Raw genomic sequence first — 16,419 nt, 5'->3', positions numbered from 1 at the left:
GATCACCCACACCCACTTTCTAAGCTGCCTGTGCGGCAGTGAACGGCCAGCAGAGATTTTCGTTTCTCTGGAGTTATTTCTAAGCTGCCTGTGCGGCAGTGAACTGTTTCTGATTTTGAACTCGTTTTTTACCGATTTTCTAAGCTGCCTGTGCGGCAGTGAACTAACCGGTCCGGCATCCGCTGTTTTGGGTGTTTTTCTAAGCTGCCTGTGCGGCAGTGAACCTCTCCGCTCTTTGGCGGCTCCTGCGGCGCTGTTTCTAAGCTGCCTGTGCGGCAGTGAACGGTTCGTCGTAATGCTCTGGCAATGCGTTGGATTTCTAAGCTGCCTGTGCGGCAGTGAACATTACTACGGGATAAATGTTGCGAGGTTAATATTTCTAAGCTGCCTGTGCGGCAGTGAACCAGATCCGCCGCCCAACGAAACACTACCCGATTTTCTAAGCTGCCTGTGCGGCAGTGAACACGGTTGGGGATAAAATTGGCGACATTACAGATTTCTAAGCTGCCTGTGCGGCAGTGAACCGTCGCGATTGACGTTACTGATGCAACTGTTGTTTCTAAGCTGCCTGTGCGGCAGTGAACAAAGTGAGCACGAAGGGTTCTTCACCCTGGCTTTTCTAAGCTGCCTGTGCGGCAGTGAACGTTGCGCAATTATTAACTACGATAATGATTTTTTTCTAAGCTGCCTGTGCGGCAGTGAACTATTTTAAGAGCATTTCCTGAGCATTCAGCGATTTCTAAGCTGCCTGTGCGGCAGTGAACCCTACAGTTGAGAAATTGCTGACGCTGAGCACTTTCTAAGCTGCCTGTGCGGCAGTGAACATTTTTCGGCAGGAGTAATCGCGCCACCAGCATTTCTAAGCTGCCTGTGCGGCAGTGAACCACAATATGGGGGAGGTTGCGCGGTTGTTGCATTTCTAAGCTGCCTGTGCGGCAGTGAACTTAGACCGTCGCCGACCCCTGTAAATGAGTCATTTCTAAGCTGCCTGTGCGGCAGTGAACAAGAGCCGCTTTACTCTAGCTCATTGAATTGCTGTAAAAAAGGCTTATAAATGCGATTTTACCCTTTTTTCCTGAAGGTCCATCGATCTCACAAAATCAATTACTTAAGAAAGGGATAAATAAAAGGGTTTTGAATAAACCGCCCGCATCAGCAGGCAGTTTTCAGAAGATGTAGAAGATCAAAGATAGAGCGAGGCTTCGCCCATAGGGCGGGTTTTAAAGCGGCGATGGATCCACAGATACTGCTCGGGGGCGCGCATAATTTCCCGCTCGATCACCCGGTTCATATAGCTGGCGGCTTCAAACTCATTTTCTACCGGATAGTCGGTTAACGCCTTGCCGATATGCAGCTGGTAGCCGGAGCCATCCGGTTTACGAATCATCGTTACCGTCAGCATCGCCGAGCCTGAAAGGCGGGACAGCACATAGGTGCCGTTAGTCGTAGCGGCGTTAACGGAGAAGAACGGCGCAAAGGTGCTGCCTTTGCGGCCATAGTCCTGATCCGGCGCAAACCACACTGCTTCACCTTTTCGCAGCGCGCTGACCAGCCCCTTCAGGTTACGACGGTCGATCATCGATTTGTTCGAGCGCATACGTCCCCGGGTCTGCACCCACTCCATCACCGGGCTGTTGTGCTGGCGATAGGTGGCCATCATCGGCTGGCACAGCCCCATGACGCGACCGCCCAGCTCCAGCGACATAAAGTGCACGCCAACGACCATCACACCGTGGTGTTTAGTCTGGGCTTCAACCAGATTCTGATAGCCTTCCACGTCGAACCAGCGGCGTACGCGCTTGTCCGACCAGAACCAGGCCATACCGGTCTCGATCAGCCCCATGCCTAATGACATGAAGTTTCGGTTGATGAGCGTTTCGCGTAGAGCGGGCGTCATCTCAGGGAAACAGAGCTCAAGGTTGCGCTGGGCAATGCTTTCCCGCCGCTTTAAAAACGGACGCGCGATGCGGCCAAGGCCAGTACCGAAGCGGTGAAGGACAGGATAAGGCAGTTGAACCAGAAGCCACAGAATGGCAAGACCAAACCAGGTCAACCAGTGACGGGGATGAAGAAAAGCGAGTTTAAATGAAGCGATCATAACGTTGTTACCTTTTAAGCTTATAATAAGTAGCGCTTTAGGAAACAACGAATCCCTTCATTAGGTCATTCAGCGTTACGTCTCCTGATTGGACACCGTCTTTCTCAGGAGATTCAATAGCGCCTAGTGTACCACGATTTTAAATAATCACCTTGCGGACTTAATAAATTTGGTCTACCCGATAACTTATACCACGGCGGTGGTCAGCCGCGATGAGCAGCACAGTCGATTTTGCTCATCAAAGATATCAATCTGCCAGACCTGATGGCGACCGCCGGTGTGCAACGCGGAACAGACGCCCCGCACCCGGCCGCTGCGTACGGCGCGAATATGGTTTGCGTTGACCTCAATCCCTACCACGCTATGCTCACCCTCGGTGCAGAGATAGCCCGCCACCGAACCGAGGGTTTCTGCCAGCACCACCGACGCGCCGCCGTGCAGCAGGCCAAAGGGCTGATGCGTGCGGGCGTCGACGGGCATCGAAGCCTCGAGCACATCGTCACCGATGCGCTCGAAACAGATATCCAGCAGCCCTACCATATTGCCCTCGCCCATCGCGTTGAGCGCGTCGAGGGTAGCCGTACGTTTCCAGATCATCCCATTATCTCCAGCAGTGCCTGTAGCGGATGGCGCACGCCGCTGCCCTCGATGCGTTTCACCTGGCTGCGACAGGAGTAGCCCGTCGCCAGGCAGCGGTTACGCGGCAGGCGCTGCATGGCCTGATGCCAGGACAGCTCGTAAATGCCCAGCGAGTTAGCGTGATTTTTCATCTCGTGGCCGTAGGTACCGGCCATCCCGCAGCAGCCGACGCTGACGTTTTCAAGCTTAGCGCCAAAGCGTGCAAAAATTGTTGCCCACTGTGCAGGCGCACCCGGCAGCGCGGTCACCTCCGTGCAGTGGCCAAACAGATACCATGCCTCGCCGCCTGGGATCCGCTCTTCATGAGAGGCCAATGCGGCGGGCAGCCACTCGTGCACCAGCTGAACGTTAAACTCTCCCCGCTTGTCACCTAACGTCTGCTTGTACTCATCGCGATAACAGAGCACCAGCGCTGGATCAACGCCCACCATCGGCATGCCCAGCTGCGCCACGCGCGTGAGGAAGTCAGAGGTTTTCTGCGCCGTTTTTGCAAAGCGCGTCAGGAAGCCTTTGATATGCTGCGCCTTACCGTTTGGGGAGAACGGCAGCACTACCGGCTGGTAGCCCAGCCTCTCAACCAGACGGACAAAATCGCTCACCACCTGCGCGTCGTAGTAGCTGGTAAAGGGATCCTGCACCACCAGCACCGTTTTAGCTCGCTCCTCCTCGCTAAGCTGCTCCAGCTCGTCGAGCGTCATGTTTGCCGAGCGGTGACCCACCATCTGCTGTTGCAGGGAAGGCACCGACAGCAGAGGCAGATCCACCATCCCAATATGGGTAGCGGACAGGGATCGCACCCAGGGCTGGCTCATAAAGAAGTTAAAGGTTTTCGGCGCTCGGGCCATCAGCGGCGCATAGCTCTCGACGCTGGCGATAACGTGGTCGCTGAGCGGGCGCAGATAGCGAGTGTGATAAAGCTGCAGGAAGCGCGAGCGAAACTCCGGCACGTCAATTTTAATCGGGCACTGGGTAGAGCAGGCTTTGCACGCCAGACAGCCGGACATCGCCTCTTTCACCTCATGCGAGAAGTCATACTCACCGTGGCGGGCATGCCAGCTGTTGCGGGTACGCTCGATCAGGCCTCGCAGACTGGCGCGTTTTCCCGGCAGCTCCTTCTCTAACTTGATGGGATCGATACCACGATCCGCCAGCAGCCGCAGCCATTCGCGTACCAGCGTGGCCCGGCCTTTAGGAGAGTGGATGCGGTTGCTGGTGATTTTCATCGACGGGCACATTGGGCTTTTGGCATCAAAGTTAAAGCACAGCCCGTTGCCGTTGCACTCCATCGCGCCACGCCATGAGGCGCGTACGCTACCAGGGATCTGCCGGTCAAAGGTGCCGCGCTTCACGGCATCGACCTGCATCATCGGCGCATCGAGGCCCGCAGGCGGGCAGATTTTACCCGGATTGAGTCGGTTCTGTGGATCGAACGCGGCCTTAACTTTGCGCAGTTCGCCATAGAGCTGCTCGCCAAAGAACGCCGGACTGTATTCCGCACGGAAGCCCTTGCCGTGCTCGCCCCAGAGCAGGCCACCGTACTTCGCCGTCAGGGCCACCACCTCGTCGGAGATCCTTTTCATCAGCATCTCTTGCTGCGGGTCGCACATATCCAGCGCCGGACGCACGTGCAACACCCCCGCATCCACGTGGCCAAACATGCCGTAGTTCAGCCCGTGGCTGTCGAGCAGGGCACGAAACTCAACGATGTAGTCCGCCAGATGCTCCGGCGGCACGCAGGTATCCTCTGCAAAGGGGATCGGCTTCGCCGCGCCTTTGGCATTTCCCAGCAGGCCGACCGCTTTTTTACGCATCGCATAGATACGCTCAATTCCCGCCAGCTCGCTGCATACCTGCCAGCCAATCACTCCGCCCTCCTGAGCAGCGATCAGCTCATCCAGACGCTGGCAAAGGGCATGGACCCGCGCGTCAATCAGCTCGGCATCATCGCCGGCAAACTCAACGATGTTCAGCCCCAGCATGGTTTTATCCGGCACATCGGTAATTAAATCGTGCACCGAGTGCCAGACAATATCCTCCCGCGCCAGGTTAAGCACCGTAGAGTCAACGGTCTCAACCGACAGCGCCTGCGCCTCAACCATAAACGGCGCATTGCGAAGCGCCGAGTTAAAGGAGTCATACTTAACGTTGACCAGCCGACGCACCTTCGGCAGCGGCGTGATATCCAGCCGCGCCTCGGTAATAAAGGCCAGCGTGCCCTCCGAACCGGTCAGAATGCGGGTAAGATCAAAGGTCGTCATCTCATCGTTGAAAACGTGGCGCAGATCGTACCCGGTCAGGAACCGGTTCAGCTTAGGAAACTTATCGATAACAAGCTGACGATTATCGAAGCAGCTGTCATAGACCGTTTTATAGATCCGCCCCTGTGCCGTTTGCGCCTGCCCAAGCGTACGCGCCAGCTCCAGCGACACCGGCTGCGTATCCAGCAGATCGCCGCCCAGCAGCACGGCTCGCACCCCCAGCACGTGGTCGGAAGTTTTACCGTAGACCAGCGAGCCCTGCCCGGAGGCGTCGGTATTGATCATGCCGCCCAGCGTGGCGCGGTTGCTGGTGGAAAGCTCCGGGGCGAAGAAGAAGCCGTACGGTTTTAAAAACTGGTTTAGCTGATCCTTGATCACGCCCGCTTCTACCCGTACCCAACCCTCTTCAGGATTGATCTCAAGGATACGGTTCATATAGCGAGAGAGATCGACAATAATGCCGTGGTTGAGCGCCTGGCCGTTAGTGCCCGTACCGCCGCCGCGCGGCGTAAAGACCAGCGACTGGAAGCGGGCCTCACCGGCAAGACGGGTGATCAGGGAGACATCGGCAGTAGAACGGGGGAATACCACCGCATCGGGAAGCAGCTGGTAAATACTGTTATCGGTCGCCATGGTCAGCCGGTCGGCGTAATCCGTGGCGGTATCACCTGTAAAACCCTGTTGCTCCAGTGCCTGCAAAAAATTGAGCACCAGCTGAACGACGCCGGGTGCTTGAGAAATCTGTGGGATCATTACCGTTGACCCTGCCTGACTGTTAATGTTGTAAGTGTATCGTTTGCGTTGTGATTTATCGTTGTATCACATTTTTTTACGCTACGCCCATGTGAATTACGGGCAAAATAGCGCGGGCAAAATACGCTGAAATTCACAGCCGTACTCTTGTATAAATCAAACGCTGCGCCGACGGTTCGGCGAATAAAAAAGGTGGATAGATTTTATGATCACTAGTCGTCAGCGCGGGGATGTGGCTCAGATCCTGCTCTCGGTGCTGTTTTTAGCCGTTATGATCGTTGCCTGTTTATGGATAGTGCAACCTTTTATCCTTAGCTTTGCATGGGCGGGGACTATCGTTATTGCGACCTGGCCGCTGTTTTTACGCTTTCAGCGCGTGCTGGCGGGCCGTCGCTCCCTGGCGGTGCTGTGCATGACGCTGATCTTAATCCTGGTATTTGTTATTCCGATTGCCCTGCTGGTTAACAGCCTCGTTGACGGCAGCGGCCCGGTGATCCGCGCGATTAGCTCCGGCGACCTGACGCCGCCGGATTTAGCCTGGCTTAAGAGCATTCCGCTGGTAGGCCATAACCTCTATCTCGGCTGGCATAACCTGCTGGATATGGGGGGCAGCGCGATTATGGCCAAGGTGCGGCCCTATTTGGGTGCCACTACGACCTGGTTTGTCGGACAGGCAGCGCACATTGGACGCTTTATGATGCACTGTGCGCTAATGCTTCTGTTCAGCGCCCTGCTGTTCTGGCGCGGTGAGCGGGTCGCTCAGGGTATTCGCCACTTTGCTACCCGTCTCGCCGGCAGGCGGGGCGATACCGCCGTGCTGCTGGCAGCCCAGGCTATCCGCGCCGTCGCCCTTGGCGTGGTGGTTACCGCGCTGGTGCAGGCGGTGCTGGGCGGCATTGGGCTGGCAATCAGCGGCGTGCCCTATCCAACCCTGTTTACGGTGGTGATGATCCTCTCCTGCCTCGTGCAGATTGGTCCGTTGCCGGTGCTTATTCCTGCCATTATCTGGCTCTACTGGAGCGGAGATACGACCTGGGGCACGGTCCTGCTGGTTTGGAGCTGCGTAGTCGGTACGCTGGATAACGTTATCCGTCCGGTGCTGATCCGCATGGGTGCTGATTTGCCGTTAATTCTTATCCTCTCGGGCGTCATTGGCGGACTCATCGCCTTTGGCATGATCGGTCTGTTTATCGGTCCGGTTCTGCTCGCCGTGTCATGGCGTCTTTTTGATGCATGGGTAAAAGAAGTTCCTGCTCCCGGCGACGTTAGCGATAATTTGCTGGAAAAGGTGAACGAGCGCGAAGTTCATAATAAAGTGCATAATAAATAACCAGTAAGCGGGGAAACCCGCTTTACTATTAAGCCACGCTTATCAATTATTTATATTTCCTTTCTGGTCGGACCGTGCAACCCACTATATATACGCTATATCTCTCATTTCACTTGTCGCAAAATCGTTACTTATGATTAACTATTGAGACGAATCTGATCGACTCAAAATTAGGGGATGCCTACTATTAAGTCACGGTTATAAATCAAGGCTTTGATTTATAAGCATGGAAATCCCCTGAGTGAAACAACGAATTGCTGTGTGTAGTCTTTGCCCATCTCCCACGATGGGCTTTTTTTTAAGCTAAATTCCACCACTGAAAATTGTGCTGAAACCAGGCATAAAAAAAGCCAGACCGAAGCCTGGCTTTACGTTTAAATAACCATCGATATTATCTGCGACGTTCGTTTGCCGTTACCTGACGCGGCTGAGTACGACGTCCTACCATACCCATAGCACCGGCCAGTACCGCTTCAATCAGCAGCATAAAGAAGGTGAACCAGCTGGCTTTAGCCGTCGCAGCTGCCGCTTTCTCACCCGCTTCACGGGCTTTTTGCTCGGCCTGCGCTTTCAGCTCGTCAAATTTCGCCCGCGCTTCCTGATAGCTCTTTTCCGTCTGGGCAACAATCTGTTCCGCTTCGGCATCAGATTTACCGGTACGCGCCTGAATAATATTTTTCAGCGCTTCGCGGTCGGCTGCCTGGAAGGTACTCTGATTTCTGTCGATTAAGCCTTTAATAAAACCGGCGACATCGGTATCAGCCGTCTGCGGCGTGTTAGCCGTTGCTGCCGCCTGGTTCTGAGCATTATTCGCTTCATTCTGCGCCTGATTTTGCAGCGCCTCTGGCTGCAGCTCCGGTTTCCCGGTCTGTCGCAGCGTTGTTTCAAGCTCATCTTGTAAACTATCGAGGTTAATATTGTTCTCTGCGAGTTTCTCTTTCGCCATATCCTTAACCGACGGTGCAACCGCCGTGACGCCACTGCCTACCGCCTGTAAACCGGCCCCCAATATATTCATGGCACCGGTGACCGCGCTATTTGCCAGCATAATGACGAACCAGGCGCTAATGAGAGTATTGACGCCAAACATCAGCAGACCATGCAACGCCCCCTCTCGCTGTGCCAGCCTGCCGCTGGCATAGGCCCCTGCGGCAATGGCGATCAGCATGCTTAAGCCCGTCCAGATGGCCGCGCCCATGCCGATACCGCCCATCGGATCTTGCTCTTCCAGAGGGTCGATAGTGCTGGCACCAATCGCGGTGCCAAGAATAGAAAGAATTAAGTAGAGCACCATTGAAATAATGACGCCGGCAAACACTGCACTCCAGGAAATACGTTTTAGGGGGACGCCTCTACCCGGCGTATATACGTCATCGTAATCGTTTCTGACATGTACATGTTGATCGGCCATCTTTTCTTCTCCCTTATAACCTTACGGCTTATGTCGCAATTTTCGACGGTTAAAAAAAATAGAGCTGGAATGGCTTCAGCTTTAGCCTCTGTAAGGGTAGTTCGGCATGGATAAATAAACCAAGGTGTCGTCACATCAGCAGAAATTCTTTCGACCAAATAAAAATCTGTAACGAATAAAAAAGCCTCCCAGGTGGGAGGCTTTAAGAGAACGATGGCGTTTTACTTGATTTCAGCGAGGCTCAGCCAGGTCTGAACCACGGTATCCGGGTTCAACGACAGGCTGTCGATGCCCTCTTCCATCAGCCATGCGGCAAAGTCCTCGTGGTCGGATGGGCCCTGACCACAAATGCCTACATACTTGCCCTCTTTTTTCGCCGCGCGGATCGCCATCGACAGCAGCGCTTTAACTGCCTCGTTGCGTTCGTCAAACAGTTCTGAGACCACGCCGGAGTCGCGATCGAGGCCCAGAGTCAGCTGCGTCATATCATTCGAGCCGATGGAGAAGCCGTCAAAATGTTCAAGGAACTGCTCTGCCAGCAGGGCGTTGGACGGGATCTCGCACATCATGATCACTTTCAGCCCGTCTTCACCGCGCTTAAGGCCCTGACGCGCCAGCTCGTCCACCACCGCTTTCGCCTGGTCAACGGTGCGCACGAAGGGGATCATAATTTCGACGTTAGTGAGACCCATATCGTTACGCACGTATTTTACCGCCTCGCACTCCAGCGCAAAGCAGTCGCGGAAGCTGTCAGAGACGTAGCGGCCCGCGCCACGGAAGCCCAGCATCGGGTTCTCCTCTTCCGGCTCGTAGCGCTCTCCGCCCACCAGGTTGGCATACTCGTTGGATTTAAAATCAGAGAGCCGCACGATAACGCGCTTCGGCCAGAACGCCGCGCCGAGGGTGGCAATGCCTTCGCTCAGACGACCGACATAGAACGCCTTAGGCGAATCGTAGCCTTTCATCATCTCGCGGATCTCTTTTTGCAGCTCTGGGGTCTGATCGTCAAACTCCAGCAGCGCCCGCGGATGCACGCCGATCATGCGGTTGATGATGAACTCCAGACGCGCCAGACCTACCCCTTCGTTTGGCAGGCAGGCGAAGTCAAACGCGCGATCCGGGTTGCCGACGTTCATCATGATCTTCAGCGGCAGGTCAGGCATGGTATCAACGCTGGAGCTTTTCACGCTGAAGTCGAGCATCTCGGCATAAACATAGCCGGTATCGCCTTCGGCACAGGAGACGGTGACCTTCTCGCCATCGCGAATGCGGTCGGTGGCGTCACCGCAGCCCACGACGGCCGGAATGCCAAGCTCGCGGGCGATAATCGCCGCATGGCAGGTACGTCCGCCGCGGTTGGTGACAATCGCCGCGGCTTTTTTCATGATCGGTTCCCAATCTGGGTCGGTCATGTCGGTTACCAGCACGTCGCCGGGCTGAATGCGGTTCATTTCGCTGATATCGTGGATGACCTTCACCGGCCCTGCGCCAATGCGGTGGCCGATTGCCCGGCCTTCAACCACCACTTTGCCCTGGTCATGAAGCGTATAGCGCTCCATGACCTGGCCCCGGGAACGCACGGTTTCCGGGCGGGCCTGCACAATATAGAGCTTGCCGGTATGGCCATCTTTGGCCCACTCGATATCCATCGGGCGACCGTAGTGTTGCTCGATCAGCACCGCCTGCTTCGCCAGCGCCTGAACCTCATCATCGGTCAACGAGAACAGATCGCGATCGGCCTCTGGCACGTCTTCAATACGCACCTGCTTGCCGTGCTCCTGGCTTGGGGCGTAGACCATGCGGATCTTTTTTGATCCCATAGTGCGCCGCACGATGGCCGGACGATCGTTTGCCAGCGTCGGCTTGTGAACATAGAACTCGTCCGGATTGACCGCCCCTTGCACGACCATTTCGCCAAGGCCCCAGGCAGAGGTGATGAACACCACCTGATCGAAGCCGGACTCGGTATCGATGGAGAACATAACGCCGGAGGAGGCTAAATCGGAGCGCACCATGCGCTGCACGCCTGCGGAGAGCGCCACGCCACGGTGGTCATAGCCCTGATGTACGCGATAAGAGATAGCGCGATCGTTAAACAGCGAGGCAAACACGTGTTTTACCGCCACCAGCACCGCATCGTAGCCCTGGACATTGAGGAAGGTTTCCTGCTGTCCGGCAAACGAGGCATCCGGCATATCTTCCGCCGTGGCAGAGGAGCGCACGGCAAACGATGCTTCGGCGTCGCCTTCCGAGAGTTGGTTATAGGCGTCATGGATAGCGTGTTCCAGCTCTGGCGTGAAAGGCGTATCAATGATCCACTGCCGGATCTGCGCCCCGGCTTTCGCCAGTTCGCCAACGTCATCAATGTCCGTGTTATCCAGCAGCTCATAGATACGCTGGTTGACGCCGCTTTGGTCAAGAAACTGATTAAAAGCATCCGCCGTGGTGGCGAATCCGTTCGGGACCGATACCCCTGTTTCAGACAGATTGGTGATCATCTCACCCAGAGAGGCATTTTTGCCCCCCACGCGGTCAACATCGTTCATACCGAGTTGGTTATACCAGAGCACCAGCGGTGACGAGCCATTGTTGGACATCGGACAATCCTTTTTTGATATATGATTGAGTCAATAACTCCTGACGTACCTATTTATCCTGGCATACCTGGCTCGCTTAAAAAAACGGTGAATCGTTCAAGCAAATTTATTTTTCTATTTTTCGGACAGTTTCACGCTATTTTGTAACTTCATGATTTGTTTGCACTCTTTTTGAAACGTGCTCTGCACATGAAAAACAAAAGTGAAATGGACATTTCAGTAAAAATAAAAACAGCATTTCATTTTTTATAGATGCGAGTGGCGCAGTAGTATGGTACATAAATTAATTCAGGCTTTAACACCATCATGCTATGGGGGGATAAAAATGGAAAATTCAGTGGATCGGCAGGTGTTTTATATTTCTGACGGCACGGCCATTACGGCAGAGGTTCTCGGGCATGCGGTCATGTCGCAGTTTCCCGTTGCCGTGCACAGCATCACGCTGCCATTTGTGGAAAACGTCCAGCGCGCAAATGCGGTCAAGGAGCAGATTGACGCCATTTTTCAGCAGACCGGCGTGCGCCCTCTGGTCTTCTACTCTATTGTGACACCCGAGATCCGCAGCATCATTACCCAGAGCCAGGGTTTCTGCCAGGATATCGTTCAGGCGCTGGTGGCTCCGCTCCAGCAGGAGCTTAAGCTCGATCCGACGCCGATCACCCACCGCACCCACGGCCTCAATCCGGGAAACCTGACGCGGTACGATGCCCGCATCGCGGCCATTGATTACACCCTTGCCCACGATGACGGTATCTCGATGCGCAACCTTGAACAGGCGCAGGTCATTTTGCTGGGCGTGTCCCGCTGCGGTAAAACGCCTACCAGCCTCTATCTGGCGATGCAGTTTGGCATTCGCGCCGCCAACTATCCCTTCATTGCCGATGACATGGATAACCTGGTACTGCCCGCTGCGCTAAAGCCGCTGCAGCACAAGCTGTTTGGCCTGACCATCAACGCAGAACGTCTGGCAGCGATCCGTGAGGAGCGCGTGGAGAACAGCCGCTACGCATCCATGCGTCAGTGTCGGCTGGAGCTGGCCGAGGTAGAGGCCCTCTATCGTAAAAACAATATTCCCTACCTCAACAGCACCAACTATTCGGTTGAGGAGATCGCCACCAAGATACTCGACATTATGAAGTTGAATCGCAGCATGTACTAATTAGCTAGTACAGGACGCCGTTTTCCGTTATCATTGCCCGCAGATTTGTGATGCGCATCACCCTCATACTTGAAAACATCAAGGATTGGTTTATCGTGATGCCCATTACTTCCGGCACTTTTGCCGTTGAAGCCGCCAATTTCTGAGATAAGTCATGAACAAAACTGATGAACTCCGCACTGCGCGCATTGAGAGCCTGGTGACGCCAGCCGAACTGGCCGAGCGGTATCCTCTCTCCCAACAGGTTGCGGAACATGTTAACGCTGCGCGTCGGCGAATTGAGAAAATCTTAAACGGTGAAGATCGCCGTCTGCTGGTGATCGTAGGACCCTGCTCCATCCACGATCTTGATGCCGCGCTCGAGTATGCTCGCCGGTTACAGGCGCTGCGCGAAAAGCATCAGGATACGCTTGAGATCGTCATGCGTACCTATTTTGAGAAACCCCGCACCGTTGTGGGCTGGAAGGGTCTGATCTCCGATCCCGATCTCAACGGCAGCTATCGGGTTAATCACGGCATGGAGCTGGCGCGGAAGCTGCTGCTTCAGGTGAACGAGCTGGGCGTTCCGACCGCCACCGAATTTCTCGATATGGTGACCGGACAGTTTATTGCCGATCTTATTAGCTGGGGCGCAATCGGGGCGCGCACCACCGAAAGCCAGATCCACCGAGAGATGGCGTCGGCGCTCTCCTGCCCGGTAGGCTTCAAAAACGGTACGGATGGCAACACCCGCATTGCGGTTGACGCTATCCGCGCCTCGCGGGCGAGTCATATGTTCCTCTCGCCGGATAAAAATGGGCAGATGACCATCTACCAGACCAGCGGTAATCCTTACGGGCATATCATTATGCGCGGCGGAAAAACGCCTAACTACCACGCTGAGGCCATTGCCGAGGCCTGCGATACGCTGAGCGAGTTCTCTCTGCCCGAACATCTGGTGGTGGATTTTAGCCACGGCAACTGCCAGAAGCAGCATCGCCGCCAGCTAGAGGTATGTGACGACATTTGTCAGCAGATCCGTAACGGCTCAACGGCCATCGCTGGGATCATGGCGGAGAGTTTCCTGCAGGAAGGAACGCAGAAGATTGTTGCCGGACAGCCGCTCACCTATGGCCAGTCCATTACCGACCCGTGCCTGCACTGGGAAGACACGGCTCTGCTGGTAGAAAAGCTCTCTGCCGCGGTGTCCACCCGTCTTTGACATCCTGCCCGCCACAGCTGCGGCGGGCACTCTCTTTTAGCTTGAACAGCTCACTTCCAGATGTTTGCCCCAGTCGGGCGGCCGGCTAATATAGTCATCGCTACGATCGCTAAAGGGATCGCGTAATGCCTGGTGCAACCGCTCCAGCTCCTGGGTATCGCCCTTCTCGGCGTCGCTGATAGCCCGCTGGGCCAGCCAGTTACGCAGCACCAGCGCAGGATTCACGCCTTTCATCTGCCGCTGACGTTCAGCATCGTCGATCTGCTCGCCCTGCAACCGCGTACGATAGGTGCTAAACCAGGTATCAAACGCGCCGCGATCGATAAACTCATCGCGCAGCGGCGAACTGGCGCTGTGCTGCTCGGTGGTGCTCAGCATACGGAACGTGCGGGTATAGTCGCTTCCCTCCCGCGCCATCAGGGCAAAGAGCGTGTTCAGCAGCTCGTTATCGCCGCGCTGCTCGGTGAACAGCCCTAGCTTGCTACGCAGAAGCTTCCCGTACTGCTCCAGCAGCACCTGCTGATACTCATCCAGCACGCTGTTCAGGGTATCGACATCGATAAAGGGCGATAGCGTCTGGGCAAGACGCTGGAGATTCCACAGGCCGACCGCAGGCTGATTATCAAAACGGTAGCGGCCCTGATAGTCAGAGTGATTACAGATAAACCCTGGCTGATAGTCATCCAGAAAACCGAACGGGCCGTAGTCGATGGTCAGGCCCAGTATCGACATATTGTCGGTATTCATAACGCCGTGAGCAAAACCGACCGCCTGCCACTGGGCAATCAACGTCGCGGTACGCGCTACCACATCCCGCAGCCAGAGCACATATTTGTCGCTCTCATCAGCAAGGTGCGGCCAGTGGTGACGAATGGCGAAATCTGCCAGCTGGCGAACCTTCTCTGGCTCGCGGCGGTAGTAGAAATGCTCGAAATGACCGAAGCGCAGATGGCTCTCGGCAATGCGCATCAGCATTGCACCCTGCTCGGTGGTTTCCCGTGCCACGGGCGTATCACTGGTCGCTATCGCCAGCGCCCGGGTGGTGGGGATCCCCAGGTAGTGCATCGCCTCTGACGCCAGGCTTTCGCGAATGGTCGAGCGCAGCACGGCGCGCCCATCGCCCATCCGGGAGTAAGGCGTCTTTCCGGCTCCTTTAAGATGCCAGTCGACGGTTTTGCCATCAGCCAACAGCTGCTCGCCGAGCAGGATGCCGCGACCATCACCTAGCTGACCGGCCCAGACGCCAAACTGATGGCCGCTGTAGACCTGCGCCAGAGGGGACATGCCCGGCAGCAGCGTTTCACCACCCCAGACGCCTGCTCCTTCCTCAGGAGTAAAGAGCGCATCGGGTATGCCCAGATCCTGGGCCAGCGCAGCGTTATGCCATAGCACGCGCGCGTTACGCAGCGGCGTAGGAGAAAGCGAGGTGTAAAATCCCGGCAGCTCATCGCGCCAGCGTGTCGTAAACGTAAGGGTCATGGATCCTCCTTTTACTGTAGTGTAGAGGGTATCAGGAGGAATAAACACAGGCAGAGTGCACGGGTATCACTTCACCAGGTCGGTAATCTGCTCCGGGAGCACCGGCGGCCACAGGCTTCCCTGCATAGCGCTAAAGGCAAACGGCCTCACTTTCTTCAGCATCTGCTCACTATCTATCCCCGCAATCATTATTGAACGGCAGTAGGGTTCAACCTGGGTGATAATCGCCTGCATAAAAGGCTGAAACGATGGCGACTTAAGACGCTGTGAAACAAAATGCTTATCCAGCCTAACGCGAGCAAAAAGACCCTCAAATACGGCTCGGGTTGATGCCGCTCCCGCGCCGAAATTTGCCAGAACAAGAGAGAACCTGCTGCTTAATTGAGACAGCAAACTATTCTCACTTTCACTGTTTAAGTTAAGATAATTCTCATTAACCATAAACTCAATAAATGGATACCGATTAACAGACGCCGCTAAATCATCATCCTTTAACAATCTTTCTACAACTGCTGGTGTAATATTAATCCATGCGGCAATCTGATGCTGAATAAAGAAATGCTGACATACGCTGAGTAATTGTAGCTGTTCAATAAATAGCATTTCGGACTGCTGTGGTGTTAAGTGAGGCAAAATCAGCTCTGCGGGCGCCTGTGCCTCACGGTTGACGCCTACAAAGTTAACGGCGATCTCCAGTCCCTGCAATTCGCCCTCGGCATTACGGGCCGGATTGAAAAGCAGCTCTGAGCGCCATGTTTTGTCGAGTGTAATAATCATTATCCCTATACCTAATCCAGAAATGAATAAGACTATCCTTAGCCAGCATTAAAGATTATCCTGGGAACACGATAAGCGCCAGCAGATAAAACTGGATTAATAAAATAGTTGATAACTATTAGTGACCTCATTAATTAGTATTATTTAATAAAAAACGGAGCCTGTTAGCTCCGTTTTTTATTAGCACCCTGCAGGGTTGTGCCGGTTAAATTCGGCGCGCCTGCCAGAATTTTTTACGCCAGTAGACGTTATCAAGCGAGGATTTCATCACTCCACGGCTGGTGGAAGCATGAATAAACTGGTTATCAGTGTCGTAGATGCCAACGTGCAGGCCGCTCTCCCCCGACCCGGTTTTGAAGAACACCAGGTCTCCGGGCAACAGGTCATCTTTGTCTATCTCGGTGCCGATCCTGGCCTGTTGGCGCGTCTCTCGGGGCAGACGCAGATCAAACCGATCCCGGAAGGTCATCAGTACAAAGCCAGAACAATCGATCCCACCCCGGCTCATACCGCCGTAACGGTACGGCGTGCCCCGCCAGTGGCTAAGCTGATCGTTAAGGTTGGCGATAACGGTGATCGAGTCTGCCAGCCGTGGATTCGGCGGTGGGGCCCGGTGGTGGCTACATCCAGCTAACAAAAGCACGGCGGCGAAAAAAAACCATAGGCGCATGCGGGGCGGATCCTCTGCTTTATTATTTTTCCAGTAATGTAGCGTGA

Annotated in this window: 11 protein-coding genes, 1 other RNA gene and 1 CRISPR repeat array (1 of these 13 only partly in view); of the genes, 4 read left to right on the top strand and 8 right to left on the bottom strand. The window is 55.0% G+C overall.

The window, feature by feature from the left end; translation table 11 throughout:
- Positions 1 to 1,004: a CRISPR direct-repeat array (repeat unit 28 nt; unit sequence TTTCTAAGCTGCCTGTGCGGCAGTGAAC) (it extends 404 nt beyond the left edge of the window).
- A gap of 179 nt (positions 1,005 to 1,183) precedes the next feature.
- The 3 genes from lpxP to ydiJ all read right to left on the bottom strand — a co-directional run bounded on the left by lpxP (position 1,184) and on the right by ydiJ (position 5,748).
- Positions 1,184 to 2,098 (bottom strand): kdo(2)-lipid IV(A) palmitoleoyltransferase, encoded by a 915-nt coding sequence (gene lpxP / locus WFN61_RS04680; RefSeq protein ID WP_144812057.1) that lies wholly within the window; start codon positions 2,096 to 2,098, stop codon positions 1,184 to 1,186.
- A gap of 186 nt (positions 2,099 to 2,284) precedes the next feature.
- A complete protein-coding gene (gene menI / locus WFN61_RS04675) occupies positions 2,285 to 2,695 on the bottom strand; it encodes a 1,4-dihydroxy-2-naphthoyl-CoA hydrolase (RefSeq protein WP_312273793.1) in 411 nt (136 codons plus the stop codon).
- Positions 2,692 to 5,748: a D-2-hydroxyglutarate dehydrogenase YdiJ gene (gene ydiJ, locus WFN61_RS04670; protein WP_312274781.1), complete on the bottom strand. Its 3,057-nt coding sequence runs from the start codon at positions 5,746 to 5,748 to the stop codon at positions 2,692 to 2,694. Before ydiJ ends, menI begins: the two co-directional genes overlap by 4 nt.
- Before the next feature lie 205 nt (positions 5,749 to 5,953).
- Between ydiJ and ydiK the strand changes: the two genes are divergently transcribed.
- Together ydiK and rprA are read left to right on the top strand one after the other, a co-directional pair.
- Entirely contained in the window at positions 5,954 to 7,078 is a 1,125-nt protein-coding gene (ydiK, locus tag WFN61_RS04665) for an AI-2E family transporter YdiK (protein WP_312634035.1), read from the top strand.
- A 194-nt stretch (positions 7,079 to 7,272) separates the two neighbouring features.
- Positions 7,273 to 7,380, top strand: an RNA gene (gene rprA, locus WFN61_RS04660) — antisense sRNA RprA.
- Positions 7,381 to 7,469: 89 nt separating this feature from the next.
- On the opposite strand, the gene WFN61_RS04655 is transcribed toward rprA, so the two are convergent.
- Together WFN61_RS04655 and ppsA are read right to left on the bottom strand one after the other, a co-directional pair.
- On the bottom strand, positions 7,470 to 8,489 hold the full coding sequence (locus WFN61_RS04655; RefSeq protein WP_144812069.1) for an MFS transporter: 1,020 nt from the start codon (positions 8,487 to 8,489) through the stop codon (positions 7,470 to 7,472).
- Positions 8,490 to 8,710: 221 nt separating this feature from the next.
- Complete coding sequence (gene ppsA / locus WFN61_RS04650; protein ID WP_312178169.1) at positions 8,711 to 11,086, bottom strand: phosphoenolpyruvate synthase; 2,376 nt, start codon at positions 11,084 to 11,086, stop codon at positions 8,711 to 8,713.
- Positions 11,087 to 11,411: 325 nt separating this feature from the next.
- Here ppsA and ppsR point away from each other — a divergent pair, with 325 nt between their 5' ends.
- Together ppsR and aroH are read left to right on the top strand one after the other, a co-directional pair.
- Positions 11,412 to 12,245: a posphoenolpyruvate synthetase regulatory kinase/phosphorylase PpsR gene (ppsR, locus tag WFN61_RS04645; protein ID WP_042394791.1), complete on the top strand. Its 834-nt coding sequence runs from the start codon at positions 11,412 to 11,414 to the stop codon at positions 12,243 to 12,245.
- Positions 12,246 to 12,399: 154 nt separating this feature from the next.
- Complete coding sequence (gene aroH / locus WFN61_RS04640; RefSeq protein WP_144812075.1) at positions 12,400 to 13,446, top strand: 3-deoxy-7-phosphoheptulonate synthase AroH; 1,047 nt, start codon at positions 12,400 to 12,402, stop codon at positions 13,444 to 13,446.
- A 36-nt stretch (positions 13,447 to 13,482) separates the two neighbouring features.
- Here the strand turns inward: aroH and selO are convergent, their stop codons facing one another.
- The 3 genes from selO to WFN61_RS04625 all read right to left on the bottom strand — a co-directional run bounded on the left by selO (position 13,483) and on the right by WFN61_RS04625 (position 16,372).
- Positions 13,483 to 14,925 carry a protein adenylyltransferase SelO gene (gene selO, locus WFN61_RS04635; protein WP_337037930.1) on the bottom strand — a complete coding sequence of 481 codons (1,443 nt, stop codon included), beginning with the start codon at positions 14,923 to 14,925 and terminating at the stop codon, positions 13,483 to 13,485.
- Positions 14,926 to 14,991: 66 nt separating this feature from the next.
- Complete coding sequence (locus tag WFN61_RS04630) at positions 14,992 to 15,702, bottom strand: EAL domain-containing protein (RefSeq protein ID WP_337037928.1); 711 nt, start codon at positions 15,700 to 15,702, stop codon at positions 14,992 to 14,994.
- 205 nt (positions 15,703 to 15,907) lie between these two features.
- Positions 15,908 to 16,372: a C40 family peptidase gene (locus WFN61_RS04625; RefSeq protein ID WP_144812083.1), complete on the bottom strand. Its 465-nt coding sequence runs from the start codon at positions 16,370 to 16,372 to the stop codon at positions 15,908 to 15,910.
- Between the last annotated feature and the right edge of the window lie 47 nt (positions 16,373 to 16,419).

It is taken from the genome of Pseudescherichia sp. AS216, assembly GCF_037152055.1.
Lineage (GTDB): Bacteria > Pseudomonadota > Gammaproteobacteria > Enterobacterales > Enterobacteriaceae > Pseudescherichia.
This window is presented reverse-complemented; position numbering and strand designations above follow the sequence as displayed.